The following is a 15,195-nucleotide window of genomic DNA, read 5'->3' as shown; positions in this document are numbered from 1 at the left end:
CTATTTACGAACTTATCCAATTTTCCAGCGCGATCGGTAAATTTGTTTCGGGATTTACTTCTCCCTCGAATTGTTCGCCGTAGAATGCTGCTTTAATCTGAATTTTGCCCTGGATGTGGCTGTTAAACTCTTTTAATTCTTCTGCGGGAATCCAGAGTTCCTGACAGATTGAGCTTCCAACCGTTTGCACTGTGAATTTTTGAAGATAATCATCCGCGACTTCAAATTGCAGGACAAACCCGGCAAAAGAATTACTTCGGGTGTTCCACTCCCGCGCAATCTTTTCCGCGTATTCAAAGTTTAAGACTGGGTAGAAGATCGGCTGTTCTGGCAAGCGTGGCGGAAAGGCAGTAAACCCCGAACGGGCAATTAATTCGAGTTCGTGTAAGCCGACGGGACGGTAGAGAAACATGAAAAAGTTGGATGAGGAAGAAGCGCGATCGCGAAAAATATTTTTTGGGGAATTTTAAGCTTGTTTTTCTTGCTCTTTAGGGGTATTATTTAGATAATGGGAATAGTTTCGTTTTTAAAATTTTTGCACAGATTTCCATTATCCAATAAATATACCCAAAATCAAGCCGAAAATCAAGCCCTTTTAAAAAAATCCCTATCTCTACTCCTCATCAGAGCAATACCTTAAAGTTAAAGATCGAGCTATCCCCTTACAATCGCCGTTCTACCCGCAACATTCGCCAATAGGATAACCATCCTCCTGCCACCATTGCTGCTGCAAAAATGCAAAGAAACTCAAAGTGCGGGCTGAGTTCGGAAATCAACGATCCATCCGTCCAAACGCCAACCAGCGACTCGTTCATGTGATAAATCGGATTAAATCGTGCAATCTTCAACAGCTTATCGGGGAATAAAAAAGTCGGTAAGAATGCTCCCCCCAAAATCAATAAAGGAACGCCAAATGCTGCAATTAAAGCATTTACATCTTCCGTTCTTCGAGCCAATTGAGTGCCTAAAATAAATCCCACGCCGACATAACTAGCGATGCCCAGCAAAATAATTAAGATACCTAAAAAAATCGAGCCGTTGAACTTTGCCCCGAAAGCAGCCGAAAGCACGTAAACTAATAAAGATTGAACGATGCCGATGCAAGCATGAGCGAGAAAAATCCCTAAAAAATAAGAAGTTCCGCTCAGCGGCGAAATAAATAAGCGTTTGAGAGTTTGTTGCTCTCGTTCTGCAACCACTGTAGAAACACTTCCCCCCAAACAGCTAAAAAATAGAGCAGCGCAAATTAAAGTGGAAGGAGCCGCGATCGTCATCGCATTGGCGAGAGAAAGTTTAGCCCGTTCCGCCACGATATAGCCATTAATTAACAACAGAAAAATCGGAAAAATCCCCCAAAATACCAAACTGCGACGGCGACGCAGAAGTTCGATGAGAATGCGTTGAGCGACGGCAAGAGTTTCGTTCCAATATTTCATCTCAAAAAAATAAGGGTTGAGCGAATTTTATAAGTTTATCGAGAAGAGAACGAGAATGGCTAGGGAGAAGCCCCGTTTGTGAGGTTTTAAGCTTTAATTTAATAGATTCGATCGCGCGGACGTGCCACAATAAAGGCGCGGTGGATTGAGGGAGAAGCAAAGCAAATGCCAAAGCAACATCGTCATCTCTGGATTCTGGGCGCATTAACCGCCTTCAGTTTGAGCAACTCACCCGTGCGGGCGGCGGAACAAATCGTTCTGCGTCGGGGAGATTCACAAGAAGTCGTTAAAGTCAAGGAAATTGCCGATTTAGCTCAAAGCGGGGAATTGTCTCCGAGTTTGGAGCGGATTGCGGGAGGGTTATCGCCGCAGCAACGCGATCGCGCCTTAGCCGCCCTACGTGCCAAATTGCCGATTTCGCCCGATCGCATGGCAGACTTCCTAGAAACCGATCTCGGCGAACGAGTGGTAAAAGCGATCGCGAAAGTTGCCGAAAAAGACGGCGCGATCGAATACTTCTTCTTCAAAAGAATCCTAATTTCCGCCGTTCGCAACGCCGATCTCTCCATCGTCGGCTTTCTCGAAGCCTACCCCCAAGAAGACCTCGTTCTCGACCTCGATCTCGCCTTTAACACCCTCCAAATCTTCAACGCTCCCTTTTGGCAAACGCAGGCCTTTTTACTCTCCATCTCTCCCCAACGCTCGCCCAATCGCCCCGACTTAGACCTCCCCTTCGATCCCACCCAGCGCGGAACCGAGCAAGTCACTACCCAAAACCTGCAACTCTACGACGCAAAGCGCGATCGCGATATCCCCCTCAAACTCTACCTTCCCGCCGCCGCCAGCGATCGCAAACCCCTCATCCTCTTCACCCACGGACTCTTCTCCGTCGAACGCGAACTCACCTACCTCGCCGAACACCTCGCCTCCCACGGTTACGTCGTCGCCGTCCCCGAACATCCCGGTAGCAACGAAGCCCACCTGCGCCAAGTTCTCAACAAACCCAGCGGTTCCCTGTTCGATACCGATCCCGCTTACCTCGCTCGTCTCGCCTCCCTCATGCAGGAAGGCAAACTTCTATCGGGGGAAGAACTCTTAGAGCGTCCGCGCGATCTCAGTTTTGTCCTCGACGAACTCGCGCGCCTCAACCAAAACTCAGAAACCTTGAACGGCAAACTCAACACCCAAAACGTCTTAGTCGTCGGTTACTCCTTGGGCGGTGCAACCGCTCTTTCGATTGCTGGGGGCGAACTGCAACTCGAAACCCTCAAACAGCGCTGCCAAGACCAAAACCTCTTAGCCGGTAACTTAGGAATTGCTGCCCAGTGCGTCGTTCGAGACTTACCCCAAAACCGCTACCAACTGCGAGACGATCGCGTCAAAGCCGTTATCGCCCTCTCTCCGAGCGCTTCACTCCTGTTTGGCGACACCGGACTGGCGCAAATCAAAATTCCGACCTTACTCTGGGCGGAATCCGCCGATAAAACCACGCCCGCGCTAGCCGAGCAAATTATCCCCTTCACCCATCTCAATGCCCCAAAATGGTTGGTAGGCGCTCTCGGCGGGACGCACCTCAGCGTCAAGGATCCGATTACGACCACCGACCAAGCCGGTCAACCCGAAACGCCCTATTCCGGCGGAGAAGTCGTCGGTTTTGCCGCCTACGACGTTCGCAACTATCTCAAAGCGATCGCGCTGGGGATGGTTGCACAGTTAACCGACGAAGCAGACAACTCAGCAATCTTCCTTACGCCAGAATATGCCGAAAGTGTCTCGACAAAACGTTTTGAGTTTCGCCTCGTGCGAGAATTGCCCCCAGAAGTGCAAGCAGAGATCGAGAAGTTGGGGGGCAGAACCAATTCTTTAGAAGAAGGAAAATAAGACCGATGCGAGTTCGATGTAAAACCTAAATATCGAGCCTTGCCACGACACTATCGGATTTTCGATCCCGTCATATAATATCCGCAAAATCGCCTATTACTTAAAAACATCTCCCCGTCACCCAGTCCCCTGTTACGCTGAGCGAAGTCGAAGCGCCGTCCCTCCGTCAGCCTTAACTTAGGTCATTCAACCGGATTTTAGATCGTACTCCGTTTTCACCAACCGCTGACATCGCCTCATGTTAAGCAACAGGACTTGATATGATTAGATGTTGCGAAGCATTTCTCAGACACCCCCCAGTCTTATGGAAAAGTTAATCAAAGGCTTGCGTAAGTTCCAAACCAGTTATTTTTGCAGCCACCAAGAACTATTCGGTCAACTCGCTCAAGGGCAAAGTCCTCGGGTTCTCTTCATTACTTGCTCTGACTCTCGCGTCGATCCTAACCTGATTGTCAATGCTGAAGTGGGCGAACTTTTCGTCATTCGCAATGCGGGCAATATGATTCCGCCTTATGGCGCAACCAACGGCGGCGAAGGGGCGGCGCTCGAATACGCCCTGCAAGCACTGAACATCCAACAGATTATTGTTTGCGGTCACTCAAACTGCGGGGCGATGAAAGGTCTGTTGAAGTTGAACGAGTTAGAAGAAAAAATGCCTTTAGTCTACGAGTGGCTAAAGCAAGGCGAAGCGACTCGCCGCCTCATTAAGGAAAATTATTCAACCGTCGAAGGGGACGAACTGCTCGATATTACCACCGCAGAAAACGTTCTCACTCAAATTGAAAATTTGCGGACTTATCCCATCGTTCACTCGCGCATTCGCCAAGCCAAACTTTCGCTGCACGCTTGGGTTTACCACATTAATACTGGGTCGGTTTATGCCTATGACCCAGTGCGCCATGCTTACACTGCGCCTTCGAGTCCCTTAGAAGCGCTCGACCCAGAAGCGTTATTAAGCGATCGCGCCCAACTGAGTTCCCTCGAACCAATACCCGAGCATTATAAACCGAAGGCGGCTGCTTGTCCCATGCCATCGGAATCGTCGCGATCGCCCAACAATGGTTCTTCGGCGGGGACGTGGCTATCTGCCGAGCAAGCCGAGCGGATTTATCGAGGCTCGTGCTAAATTCGTCTGAGAGCTAACCCCGAACCTCGCCCGCAAGCGCGTTGCGGCTCGACAGAGTTAACATCTCTTTACAATTTGACCCCGATAGCGCGATAATGCTCCCTTAATTATCAAAATTTGCTCGAGCAAAGCGCTTAAGAAAAGTCAGTTTGTTGTTTGACTCAAAAAATTTATGTACATCGTACAAATTGCATCGGAATGCGCCCCCGTTATCAAAGCTGGCGGGTTAGGCGACGTGGTTTACGGATTGAGTCGTGAAATGGAAAGCCGGGGTCATTGCGTTGAATTGATCCTGCCCATGTACGATTGCATGAGGTACGACCATATCTGGGGGTTGCACGATGCCTACCTAAATTTGTGGGTTCCTTGGTACGATAGCGCGGTTCACTGCTCGGTATACTGCGGTTGGGTTCACGGACGGTTGTGTTTCTTCATTCAACCCCACTCCCAAGATAATTTCTTTAATCGCGGTCGTTACTACGGCGAGAACGACGACCAAATCCGCTTCGCCTTTTTTAGCAGGGCGGCGATTGAGTTTTTGCACGCCAGCAATAAACGCCCGGATATCATTCACTGTCACGATTGGCAAACGGGGTTAATCCCGGTGCTGCTGTATGAGATTTATAAGTGGCACGGAATGGCGAATCAACGGATTTGCTACACGATTCACAATTTCGGACATCAGGGCGTATGGAGCGAACAAACCTTGCGGGCAACGGGGTTAAATAACGATGCCTATTATTACAGCCCGGAACGCTTGCGGGATAATAACCACAATGCCATTAATTTCATGAAGGGCGGCATTGTTTATTCCAACCACGTCAATACGGTTTCGCCGCATCATGCGTGGGAGGCGCGCTTTACTTCGGTGGGGTGCGGGCTGCAACCGACTTTGGGGCTGCACCACTACAAGTTTAGCGGCATTCTCAACGGGATTGATTATGAGGTCTGGAATCCGGAGAGCGATCGCTACGTGCCTCACCCATACAGCTATGATGATTTCGATAGCAAGTCTCTCAACAAAAAAGCCCTGCGCGAACGGTTATTGCTACGCGATGCCCCCGAAAAACCCCTCGTTGCTTTTATCGGTCGTCTCGACCATCAAAAAGGCGTACATTTAGTTCATCATGCGATGTATTACGCCCTTGAGAGGGGGGCGCAGTTCGTGCTGTTGGGGTCGGCAACCGAACCGGGAATTGATAGTTGGTTCCGCCACGAAAAAGAGTTCTTGAATAGTAATCCCGATTGTCATATCGAATTGGGCTTCAATGAAGAACTTTCGCACCTGATTTATGCCGGGGCGGATATGATTGTTGTTCCCAGTAATTACGAACCTTGCGGGCTGACGCAAACGATTGGTTTGCGCTACGGTATGGTTCCTGTGGTGCGCGGGGTTGGCGGGTTGTTGAACACGATTTTTGACTGGGATTACGACCAAGAACACCCCGTCGAGAAACGGAATGGTTTTGTCTTTTACGAAAACGATAGTTACGCCTTAGAATCGGCATTAGGACGGGCTTTCGATTTGTATTATCAAAATCCGCAATTGTTCCGAAATTTAGCGATTCAAGGGATGCAATGCGATTATTCTTGGACGAATCCCGGCGATGAGTACGATGAGTTGTACGAGCGAATTCGACACAAAGAATGATTGGTAATTGATAATTGATAATTGACAATGGATAATGGACAATTGAGAATCGAATCTTTAAACGAAAATCAACCGGAAGCTCTAACCGAGATTACCGCGATCGCGCGTAAAATCGGTTGGGGCGCGATCGATATTCTTCGGGCCTACTATCGGGGCGAAGCGGGTTCGCCATCCCTAGAGGTCAAAGATAAAAAAGACGGCCCCGTCACCGCAGCAGATCTCGCTGCCAACCATTACATCCTCGAGCAGTTACAAGCTGCCTTTAAAGAAGTCGATTTCGGCTATCTTAGCGAGGAAACCTATCAAAAAGGTGCGATTGAAAAAGATTGGGTTTGGATTATCGATCCTCTCGACGGTACGCGGGATTTTATCGATAAAACGGGCGAATATGCCCTTCATATTGCCCTTGCCTATCAGGGAAGACCGATGGTTGCGATTGTCGGCATTCCCGAAGCGGATAAACTCTATTTTGCCACCAAAGGACAAGGGAGTTATGTCGAAATGCGGGACGGCAGCCCAAAGCAGATATCGGTTAGCGATCGCGCTAAAATTGAATATCTCTCAATGATAGCCAGTCGCAGCCACCGCGACAAACGCCTGAATACAATGCTCGAACGAATGCCCTTTAAAGAACGACATTTTATGGGCAGCGTTGGCGGTAAAATTTCTACCATTGTTGATGGCAACTGCGACGTTTATATCTCCCTTTCCGGTAAAACTGCACCCAAAGATTGGGACTTTGCCGCCCCCGAACTTATTCTCACTGAAGCAGGCGGAAAATTTACCAGCTTCGAGGGAGAAGACTTAATTTATAACAGCGGCGATGCGTCGCAATGGGGAGGTTTGATGGCGAGTAACGGGCGCTGCCATGAAGAATTATACGCGCTCGCAACTCAACTTTTGAGCGAAATTGACGCAACGTCAGCGTAAGTCGTCCCTAAAGTTGATGCTACCAAACTTAAACTTTAGAGGGTCGTTAGTAATGACCCATTGCTCTTTTTGTAAATTAGCGCAAGTATAACACCGGATTTTGGGAATGTAATGCGGTTGTCGTGGGTGTGAAACGCTAGCAACCGCAAGGACGTTGTATACAACGTCTCTACAGTCCACAAAAAATGAGGGACGAGACTGGACGATATAATTGAGTCTACAGTCGTTTTAAGGGGCGATCGCGATGACAGCCACAACCGTAACAAAAAGGTTCACCTTAGAAGAATACCTCGCTTATGACGACGGTACGGATACCCCCTACGAACTTATCGATGGAGAGTTAGTACCAATACCTCCAGAATCCAATTTAAATAACCGGATTGCAATTTATCTCCTCTCAGAATTCCTCAAACTCGTTCCTATTTATTTGATTTGTTGCAAAGATACAGAAATTGTCGTCAGTGGCAATCGTTCCCGCGTTCGACTGCCCGATTTAATGCTTTTAACCGAGGAACTTTTCGCCGCGATTGATGGCAAACGCGCAACCATTACTTCGGATATGCCACCGCCAGCTTTAGTGGTTGAAGTTGTTTCTCCCGGTAAAGCGAACGAGGATCGGGACTACCGCTACAAGCGATCGGAATATGCCGCACGAGGAATCCCTGAATACTGGATTGTTGACCCCCATCGCGCTAAAGTGACAGTCTTGATTTTAGTGGATGGATTCTACGAAGAAACGGCGTTTCAGGGCAACGACGCGATCGCTTCTACGACTTTTCCAGGCTTAAAACTCACCGCAGCACAAGTATTAGAAGCCGGTAAAGTCTAATTTTTTAGAAATTGCGAGGAAACTTTTACATGGGAAAAGATCGCTTTCATGATGTCGTAAGAACTGTGTTAGAAAAAAACGGGTGAGAATATTACATCTGCGACTACCTACCCTATGGTTGGACTGTAGAGATGTTGTATACAACGTCTCTACAGATCTGATTAAAAAAGGTTTACAAATAGTCTCTTAGGACAATGCCTTAACTATCGGGATGCACTGAAAAAAATAGAACCCGATCGCGAACTTTATTTAGCCGTGCGTCAGTCGATTTATGCAACTTTCTTTCCATCGACTGGTAGAAATGGGCGTTCCGAAACAAGATATTATTTTGGCATTTCACGAGCCGGAAGTTCGGCAGTATACAGAGCTTGGTACGGGAGAACCGGCAGCAAGCTAAAGTGACTTTTCTCGAACAATGGGGTTGTTCATTTCACCGCCGCTACAGAACCATGCTATGCTCGTCTCCGATTTCTTGATTAGGCATAGCTTTAAAGCAATTTAACCCTAGAAAAATGTCGCACTATCTTGTATAATAGAGAAAAGAGAGTTCGCTCGAACTGTTGGCAGCAAAGTCAATTCTTAAATCTCAAACAATATGTCCTCGAATCCATCTCAACCCGAATCGCAACACGCCTCAACTTTAGAAGATATTCGCGCTACAAGATTGGAGAAAGTCGAGCAAATTAAATCTTTGGGATTGAACCCCTACGCCTATCAATGGGAATCCACTCATACTGCCGCCCAACTGCAAGAAAAATATGCCGATCTTCCCAGCGGTGAAGAAGTCGAAGTAGAAGTCGCGATCGCGGGACGGATTATGGCGCGGCGCGTTTTCGGCAAACTCGCCTTCTTCGAGCTTCGAGATGAAACCAGTACGATTCAGCTTTACCTCGACAAAAAGCGCATTGATGCCAAAATGTCCGACCTCGCCAATGCCTTTAAAAACCTCACAAAACTTACCGATGTCGGCGATATCTTAGGCGCAAAAGGCACGATTAAGCGTACCGAAAAAGGCGAACTTTCCGTCTACGTTAACGACTACGCCATCCTGACTAAATCCCTCCTCCCTCTCCCCGACAAATGGCACGGTTTAACAGATACCGAAAAGCGCTATCGCCAGCGCTACGTTGACTTAATTGTTAATCCCGACGTGCGCGAAACCTTTCGCCGTCGCGCTAAAATTACCGCTTCCATTCGTCGCTATTTAGACGAACAAGGATTCATTGAAATCGAAACGCCCGTGCTGCAAAGCGAAGCGGGCGGTGCGGATGCGCGCCCTTTCATTACCTACCACAATACCTTGCAGATGGACTTGTATCTGCGGATTGCCACAGAACTCCATTTAAAGCGTTTAATTGTTGGCGGATTTGAAAAGGTTTTCGAGTTGGGGCGCATTTTCCGCAACGAAGGAATTTCAACGCGACACAATCCCGAATTTACCTCGATTGAAATTTATCAAGCTTACGCCGATTACAGCGATATGATGGCGCTGACAGAACAGTTAATCGTAACGGCAGCGCAGGAAGTATTAGGGGCGTTAAAAGTAGAATATCAAGGGGAAGAAATCGATTTAACTCCCCCTTGGCGGCGGGCAACCATGCACGAATTAGTGCAAGAAGCTACAGGGTTAGATTTCGAGCAATTTGCCGATTTTGCTGCTGCTAAAACGGCGGTAAAAGAAGCTGGCGTTGAAATTTCCGATGATTGCCAAACGATAGGTAAGCTGTTGAATGAATGCTTCGAGCAAAAAGTAGAAGCAAGTCTGATTCAACCCACCTTTGTCCTCGATTTTCCCGTCGAAATTTCTCCCCTCGCTAAACCCCACCGCAGCAAAAAAGGATTAGTCGAACGCTTCGAGTTATACGTCACCGGGCGCGAAATGGCGAATAGTTTTTCGGAATTAACCGATCCGATCGAGCAGCGAGAACGGTTAGAATTACAAGCAGAAAGAAAGGCAGCCGGAGACTTAGAAGCGCAAGGTGTCGATGAAGATTTCTTGGCGGCGTTAGAGTATGGAATGCCCCCAACCGGAGGTTTGGGAATTGGCATCGATCGCGTCGTTATGCTATTAACCAATGCAGCTAGCATTCGCGATGTCATTGCCTTCCCGCTCTTAAAGAATACCAGCACTGCGATTCATGCAGTAGACTACGATGCTGAAAAAAAAATCTTGCGGGTAACGTTCGAGCGGGGAGGAACGTATAAATATAATGACGTTCCCGCCGAAGTTTATAAAGAGTTGAAAGAAACGCCCTCAGTGGGACAATATTTTAATACCCACATCCGGGATAAATTTGGTTGCGATCGCGAAATTTAAGGTGCGATAATTGCTCAACCTGTTGCCTGCGTTAAGAACAGTCCAAAATTTATTTTCGGGCTGTTCTTCTCACTCAAAAAATCCTTTCATCAGTTAGTACATAAGAACTGAGTCGCGACAACTTTTTTCCTTTTCACAAGTATTTTGCCTTTAATTTTTAATTTTTAATTTTTAATTTCCCAAACAGGGCTGTAAACTGGACAAGGACGTTACGGGAACGCTGAACCAGTATGCGCATATTATTTGTCTCCGCCGAAGTCGCTCCTTTGGCGAAAGTCGGTGGAATGGGAGATGTAGTCGGCTCGCTACCAAAAGTATTAAAGAAAATGGGGCATGACGTTCGCATCTTCATGCCTTATTACGGCTTCATGGCAGACAAAATTGAGATTCCTAAAGAACCGATTTGGTGGGGAACTGCCATGTTTCAGCAGTTTGCCGTGTACGAAACCCAACTGCCTGGAACCGACGTACCGCTGTATCTTTTCGGACATCTCGCTTTTTCAGGGCGGCGAATTTATGGAGGCGAAGACGAAGACTGGAGATTCGTTTTATTCTCCAACGGGGCAGCAGAATTTGCGTGGAATTATTGGAAACCGCAACTTATTCACTGTCACGATTGGCACACTGGAATGATTCCCGTTTGGATGCACGAAACCTCGGATATCGGCACCGTTTTTACCATTCATAACTTAGCGTATCAGGGGCCGTGGCGCGGTCGTTTGGAGCAAATGACGTGGTGTCCGTGGTATATGCAGGGGCATAATGTGATGGCAGCAGCGGTACAATTTGCCGATCGCGTTAACACCGTTTCGCCCACCTACGCCCAACAAATCCAAACTCCTGCCTACGGGGAAGAATTGGACGGTTTGCTGCGCTTTATTAGCGGTAAAATGCGAGGGATTGTCAACGGAATCGATGTCGAGAGTTACAACCCAGAACGCGATCGCTTCATCGCTCAAAACTTTACCGCCGATACCCTTGAAAAACGCTCCGCCAACAAAATTGCGCTGCAAGAAGAAGTCGGTTTAGAAGTCAACAAAAGCACCTTTTTAACCGGGATTGTCACCCGTTTAGTCGAGCAAAAAGGTATCGATTTACTCCTACAAATCCTCGATCGCTTCCTCGCTTATACCGACTCCCAATTCATTCTACTCGGCGCGGGCGATCGCTACTACGAAACCCAACTGTGGCAAATGGCCTCTCGCTTCCCCGGGCGGATGTCCGTGCAACTACTCTACAACGAAGCACTGTCGCGCCGCGTTTACTCCGGTTGCGATGCGTTCCTAATGCCCTCCCGTTTTGAACCCTGCGGAATCAGCCAAATGCTTGCCATGCGTTACGGTTGCGTTCCCATCGTGCGGCGTACCGGCGGTTTAGTCGATACCGTTTCCTACCACGAACCGATGAATAACGCAGGAACCGGGTATTGCTTCGATCGCTACGAACCCCTCGACTTCTATACTTGTATGGTAAAAGCGATCGAAGGTTTCCGCTACAAAGATCGATGGGTAGAACTACAAAAACGAGGAATGCAGCAAGACTTTAGCTGGGAAAAATCGGCGGCAGAATACATCAAAATGTATGCAGAAATTCTCGGTTTGCCACCCGAAGAAACGATTAGTAACGAAGTCTTAGTTGCGAGTAGCTAGGGCAACTTAGCGGGATTTACAATCGCTTTACTAAGCTCGCTCTGTTGTAGGGTAGACAAAACCTACCCTACTCGTGCGATCGAGTTTAATTATACAGCACTCTATGCTTAAATGCCGGGGCATTCTTAGAGATAAGAGCAACATCATTAATTCAAACTAAGACGCTGAGAAAATGATTAAAAATGCTCGACAGAAATTAAAAGCAGAGTAACCAAAAAACAACCAAAAAACAAACATCGTTACCCGACGCACTGTCGGAAAAAAACCTTTCAAAATTAGGGCTGAAATGCCATTAATCCCTAGCAAACTCAAGCAACCAATACAATACCAATAAAGCGTCGTAAAACCCAGATTCCAACCCCTAGCATAATCATTCTGCGTCCCCGGAATTCCAAAAATAAAGAGAACGAGCAATAGCGCTGAAATAATCAAGGAAAGCACCATAAAAACGAACGTTCCTCGATGCCACCATTTTGTCATCCGGCTACGCTTATCTTCACTCATTGCGACAATCCCTTAAAGTTGTAATTCAGTTGTAGCGCGAGAGCGGCGCTCCTGCAAGCAACCTATAAGAATAAGAATACGCATACAAGTAAGGAGCATAGCACCGCTATGCCCCTAGATAATATCTATTCCTTATCGAGCATTACAATGCCCGTCGGAACCCCAACAAATAGCCGACTTAGTAACGGCTAGAGTTCGGCTTGTAAACGATGAAACTCATCGTTTGGCACTGTTTGATATTGTCAAATCCGATTACGCGGATATAAGAATCGGAATACTCTTGACGGCATTCGCGCACTTCGCTAAGAACGTCTTGAGGTGAGTTAGCACTGAATAAAGGCAGCTTCCACAGCGTCCAGTGGTGATCGTTAGGTTTCGGATTCTTCTCAAATTCAACCGCCGGAATAAAACCTTGATCCAACATATATTGAATCTGACGAGCGATTTGTTGGTCGGTTAAAGGGGGTAAATAAGAAAGGGTTTCGTAACGCGGCTCTTTAGGTAAAGTCTTCATCGTTTGTTTGGAAGTAATAATTGAAGGGTCTATCGTGTAGGGCAGAATTATTTAAGATGTCCCTACTCATCTTGCGGCACGGTCGGATCGCTTTCCGATTCCGAGGCGGTTGACTCTAATTCTGGAGTCTGGGTGAGGCGTTCCAAGAGTTGGCGGCGGTGCTGCATATTCGCATCCTTAATCCCTAGCTTGACCATTGCAGGCAGAAAATCTAAGACGGCTTCGCCCAAATGTTCGCGCACGGTCAAAATTCGCAGGACTAAATCTTTTCGCTCCAACATCAACCCCTGGATGTAAGCTTCGGCATCCTCCAACTTACTAGCCGAGTATCGACTCAACCAAATCGCTTCCGGAGGATTGGTCTCCGATAACTGCTGGACGATGACTTTAACGGCTTGGTAGGTCAGATAATTCTGCAAAAACTTGGCCGTATCTTTTGCAACTTGCTTAGAATCCATACTGACCTGCCCTCCCCAGACGTTTTAGCCAGTAAACGGGCAAAAGGTAAGAAAAACAGTATTGCTTTTTACTTTTTGCCCCTTCGATGGCTTGATTAGAGCGTATCCATTGCCTCGAACTCGAACTTGATTTCCTTCCACAGTTCGCAAGCAGCAGCCAGTTCCGGCGACCAGCGGCAAGCTTCGCGGATAACGTCGTTGCCTTCGCGAGCCAGGTTGCGGCCTTCGTTGCGGGCTTGAACGCAAGCTTCGAGAGCGACGCGGTTAGCGGTTGCGCCGGGAGCGTTACCCCAGGGGTGTCCGAGGGTTCCGCCGCCGAATTGCAAGCAGGAGTCGTCGCCGAAGATTTCCACCAAGGCGGGCATATGCCATACGTGAATACCGCCGGAAGCTACGGGCATGGTGCCGGGGAGGGAAGCGTAGTCTTGGGTGAAGAAAATACCGCGAGCGCGATCTTCTTCCACGTAGTCTTCGCGCATCAGGTCAACAAAACCCATCGTGATGCCGCGTTCGCCTTCCAGTTTACCGACGACGGTTCCGGAGTGTAAGTGGTCGCCGCCGGAGAGGCGCAAGCACTTGGCTAACACGCGGAAGTGAATCCCGTGGTTTTTCTGACGGTCAACGACAGCGTGCATAGCGCGGTGGATGTGCAGCAGCAGTCCGTTGTCGCGGCAGAACTTCGCCAGCGAGGTGTTGATGGTGTAGCCGCCGGTGAAGAAGTCGTGCATGATAATCGGGGTTTTGATTTCAGCAGCGAATTCTGCCCGTTTGAGGGCTTCTTCAGCGGTTCCAGCGGTAACGTTGAGGTAGTGACCTTTGATTTCGTTGGTTTCAGCTTGAGCTTTCTCGATCGCTTCTTGGACGAAGAGGAAACGATCGCGCCAGCGCATGAACGGCTGAGAGTTGATGTTTTCGTCGTCTTTGGTGAAGTCCAAACCGCCGCGCAAGCATTCGTAAACGGCGCGTCCGTAGTTCTTCGCCGACAGACCCAGTTTGGGCTTAATCGTACAGCCGAGTAAAGGACGACCGTATTTGTTCAATTTGTCGCGCTCGACGGTAATCCCGTGGGGCGGTCCTTGGAAAGTTTTGATCAAAGCGACGGGAACGCGGATGTCTTCTAAACGAAGAGCGCGCAGGGCTTTGAAGCCGAAGACGTTCCCCACCAAGGAGGTGAGGATGTTGGTGACGGATCCTTCTTCAAATAGATCTAAAGGATAAGCGATGAAGCAAAAATATTGATTATCTTCGTTGGGAACGGGTTCGATGTCATAGCAACGACCTTTATAGCGATCGAGGTCGGTCAATCCATCCGTCCAAACGGTCGTCCAAGTTCCGGTCGAAGACTCAGCCGCTACCGCCGCGCACGCTTCTTCGGGGGGTACGCCGGGTTGGGGGGTGACGCGGAAGCAAGCCAGGAGGTCTGTGTCCTTGGGCGTGTACTCCGGCATATAGTAGGTCAGGCGGTAGTCTTGTACCCCGGCCTTAAACCCTGCTGATGATTTGGCTTGTACCATTTCCTCAATCTCTCCTTATAACTGCCTTTGGCTCGATCGATCGCGGTTTAACTCGTCTGGGGGTGCTGCAATCTTGCCTTGGAATGGGGCGAGCCTCATCTTTCAATGATTGCGGAATGCCCGAACCTCTAGCCAGCTTCTTCAAACTGAGAGTCAACCTGAATCTCGACGATCTGAAATTTCGCTCTTCATTTTAACACAAACTTAAGTTTTTAGATCGCACTTTTTTTACAAGTTTCCTTCTATCTTTAGTTTTAAATTCTATTAATTTTTTAAAGGAAAAAGTTTCGTATTGTAAAGAAATATTTCGCCAAACTAAAGTGGCAAAAACGAACAAAAACTTCCCAAAAGTTTCACTGTTCCGTCTTTACAGTACGATTAACTTA

14 protein-coding genes are annotated in these 15,195 nt (G+C 48.1%); 8 read left to right on the top strand and 6 right to left on the bottom strand.

Going from position 1 to position 15,195, the window contains the following annotated elements:
* Window positions 1-4: 4 nt before the first annotated feature.
* Both H6G50_RS04535 and H6G50_RS04530 read right to left on the bottom strand, forming a co-directional pair.
* Window positions 5-412, bottom strand: coding sequence for an ADP-ribosylation/crystallin J1 (locus H6G50_RS04535; protein WP_190713718.1), 408 nt, complete (start codon window positions 410-412; stop codon window positions 5-7).
* 250 nt (window positions 413-662) lie between these two features.
* Window positions 663-1,436, bottom strand: coding sequence for an ABC transporter permease (locus tag H6G50_RS04530; protein WP_190713716.1), 774 nt, complete (start codon window positions 1,434-1,436; stop codon window positions 663-665).
* A gap of 165 nt (window positions 1,437-1,601) precedes the next feature.
* Between H6G50_RS04530 and H6G50_RS04525 the strand changes: the two genes are divergently transcribed.
* The 8 genes from H6G50_RS04525 to glgA (H6G50_RS04490) all read left to right on the top strand — a co-directional run bounded on the left by H6G50_RS04525 (window position 1,602) and on the right by glgA (H6G50_RS04490) (window position 11,819).
* Window positions 1,602-3,317 (top strand): alpha/beta hydrolase, encoded by a 1,716-nt coding sequence (locus H6G50_RS04525; RefSeq protein WP_190713714.1) that lies wholly within the window; start codon window positions 1,602-1,604, stop codon window positions 3,315-3,317.
* Between the two features lie 304 nt (window positions 3,318-3,621).
* Window positions 3,622-4,443 carry a carbonic anhydrase gene (locus H6G50_RS04520; protein WP_190713712.1) on the top strand — a complete coding sequence of 274 codons (822 nt, stop codon included), beginning with the start codon at window positions 3,622-3,624 and terminating at the stop codon, window positions 4,441-4,443.
* A 172-nt stretch (window positions 4,444-4,615) separates the two neighbouring features.
* Complete coding sequence (glgA, locus tag H6G50_RS04515; protein WP_190713710.1) at window positions 4,616-6,094, top strand: glycogen synthase GlgA; 1,479 nt, start codon at window positions 4,616-4,618, stop codon at window positions 6,092-6,094.
* A 27-nt stretch (window positions 6,095-6,121) separates the two neighbouring features.
* Window positions 6,122-7,024, top strand: a complete 903-nt coding sequence (locus H6G50_RS04510; protein WP_190713709.1) for an inositol monophosphatase family protein — start codon at window positions 6,122-6,124, stop codon at window positions 7,022-7,024.
* Between the two features lie 244 nt (window positions 7,025-7,268).
* Window positions 7,269-7,853 (top strand): Uma2 family endonuclease, encoded by a 585-nt coding sequence (locus H6G50_RS04505; RefSeq protein WP_190713708.1) that lies wholly within the window; start codon window positions 7,269-7,271, stop codon window positions 7,851-7,853.
* A 271-nt stretch (window positions 7,854-8,124) separates the two neighbouring features.
* Complete coding sequence (locus tag H6G50_RS04500) at window positions 8,125-8,250, top strand: element excision factor XisI family protein (RefSeq protein ID WP_242032710.1); 126 nt, start codon at window positions 8,125-8,127, stop codon at window positions 8,248-8,250.
* 198 nt (window positions 8,251-8,448) lie between these two features.
* Complete coding sequence (gene lysS / locus H6G50_RS04495; RefSeq protein WP_190713707.1) at window positions 8,449-10,170, top strand: lysine--tRNA ligase; 1,722 nt, start codon at window positions 8,449-8,451, stop codon at window positions 10,168-10,170.
* A gap of 230 nt (window positions 10,171-10,400) precedes the next feature.
* On the top strand, window positions 10,401-11,819 hold the full coding sequence (glgA, locus tag H6G50_RS04490; RefSeq protein WP_190713706.1) for a glycogen synthase GlgA: 1,419 nt from the start codon (window positions 10,401-10,403) through the stop codon (window positions 11,817-11,819).
* A 156-nt stretch (window positions 11,820-11,975) separates the two neighbouring features.
* On the opposite strand, the gene H6G50_RS04485 is transcribed toward glgA (H6G50_RS04490), so the two are convergent.
* The 4 genes from H6G50_RS04485 to H6G50_RS04470 form a co-directional block, all read right to left on the bottom strand.
* Window positions 11,976-12,323, bottom strand: coding sequence for a hypothetical protein (locus H6G50_RS04485; RefSeq protein WP_190713705.1), 348 nt, complete (start codon window positions 12,321-12,323; stop codon window positions 11,976-11,978).
* A gap of 178 nt (window positions 12,324-12,501) precedes the next feature.
* Entirely contained in the window at window positions 12,502-12,837 is a 336-nt protein-coding gene (locus H6G50_RS04480) for a ribulose bisphosphate carboxylase small subunit (RefSeq protein ID WP_190713703.1), read from the bottom strand.
* A 62-nt stretch (window positions 12,838-12,899) separates the two neighbouring features.
* A complete protein-coding gene (locus H6G50_RS04475; RefSeq protein WP_190713701.1) occupies window positions 12,900-13,295 on the bottom strand; it encodes a chaperonin family protein RbcX in 396 nt (131 codons plus the stop codon).
* A gap of 95 nt (window positions 13,296-13,390) precedes the next feature.
* The gene (locus H6G50_RS04470; protein ID WP_190713700.1) at window positions 13,391-14,809 is read right to left on the bottom strand and encodes a form I ribulose bisphosphate carboxylase large subunit; all 1,419 of its coding nucleotides are present in this window, start codon (window positions 14,807-14,809) and stop codon (window positions 13,391-13,393) included.
* Window positions 14,810-15,195 lie beyond the last annotated feature (386 nt).

The organism is Oscillatoria sp. FACHB-1406 (assembly GCF_014698145.1).
Lineage (GTDB): Bacteria > Cyanobacteriota > Cyanobacteriia > Cyanobacteriales > Spirulinaceae > FACHB-1406.
The sequence above is the reverse complement of the archived record's forward strand: the minus strand, read 5'-3'. Positions and strand labels throughout refer to the sequence as shown.

What these genes read in the sequence shown, in the direction of transcription:
- H6G50_RS04535 (WP_190713718.1), bottom strand. Translation starts at nt 412, where the DNA reads ATGTTTCTCTACCGTCCCGTCGGCTTACACGAACTCGAATTAATTGCC.
- H6G50_RS04530 (WP_190713716.1), bottom strand. Translation starts at nt 1,436, where the DNA reads ATGAAATATTGGAACGAAACTCTTGCCGTCGCTCAACGCATTCTCATC.
- H6G50_RS04525 (WP_190713714.1), top strand. Translation starts at nt 1,602, where the DNA reads ATGCCAAAGCAACATCGTCATCTCTGGATTCTGGGCGCATTAACCGCC.
- H6G50_RS04520 (WP_190713712.1), top strand. Translation starts at nt 3,622, where the DNA reads ATGGAAAAGTTAATCAAAGGCTTGCGTAAGTTCCAAACCAGTTATTTT.
- glgA (WP_190713710.1), top strand. Translation starts at nt 4,616, where the DNA reads ATGTACATCGTACAAATTGCATCGGAATGCGCCCCCGTTATCAAAGCT.
- H6G50_RS04510 (WP_190713709.1), top strand. Translation starts at nt 6,122, where the DNA reads ATGGATAATGGACAATTGAGAATCGAATCTTTAAACGAAAATCAACCG.
- H6G50_RS04505 (WP_190713708.1), top strand. Translation starts at nt 7,269, where the DNA reads ATGACAGCCACAACCGTAACAAAAAGGTTCACCTTAGAAGAATACCTC.
- H6G50_RS04500 (WP_242032710.1), top strand. Translation starts at nt 8,125, where the DNA reads ATGCAACTTTCTTTCCATCGACTGGTAGAAATGGGCGTTCCGAAACAA.
- lysS (WP_190713707.1), top strand. Translation starts at nt 8,449, where the DNA reads ATGTCCTCGAATCCATCTCAACCCGAATCGCAACACGCCTCAACTTTA.
- glgA (WP_190713706.1), top strand. Translation starts at nt 10,401, where the DNA reads ATGCGCATATTATTTGTCTCCGCCGAAGTCGCTCCTTTGGCGAAAGTC.
- H6G50_RS04485 (WP_190713705.1), bottom strand. Translation starts at nt 12,323, where the DNA reads ATGAGTGAAGATAAGCGTAGCCGGATGACAAAATGGTGGCATCGAGGA.
- H6G50_RS04480 (WP_190713703.1), bottom strand. Translation starts at nt 12,837, where the DNA reads ATGAAGACTTTACCTAAAGAGCCGCGTTACGAAACCCTTTCTTATTTA.
- H6G50_RS04475 (WP_190713701.1), bottom strand. Translation starts at nt 13,295, where the DNA reads ATGGATTCTAAGCAAGTTGCAAAAGATACGGCCAAGTTTTTGCAGAAT.
- H6G50_RS04470 (WP_190713700.1), bottom strand. Translation starts at nt 14,809, where the DNA reads ATGGTACAAGCCAAATCATCAGCAGGGTTTAAGGCCGGGGTACAAGAC.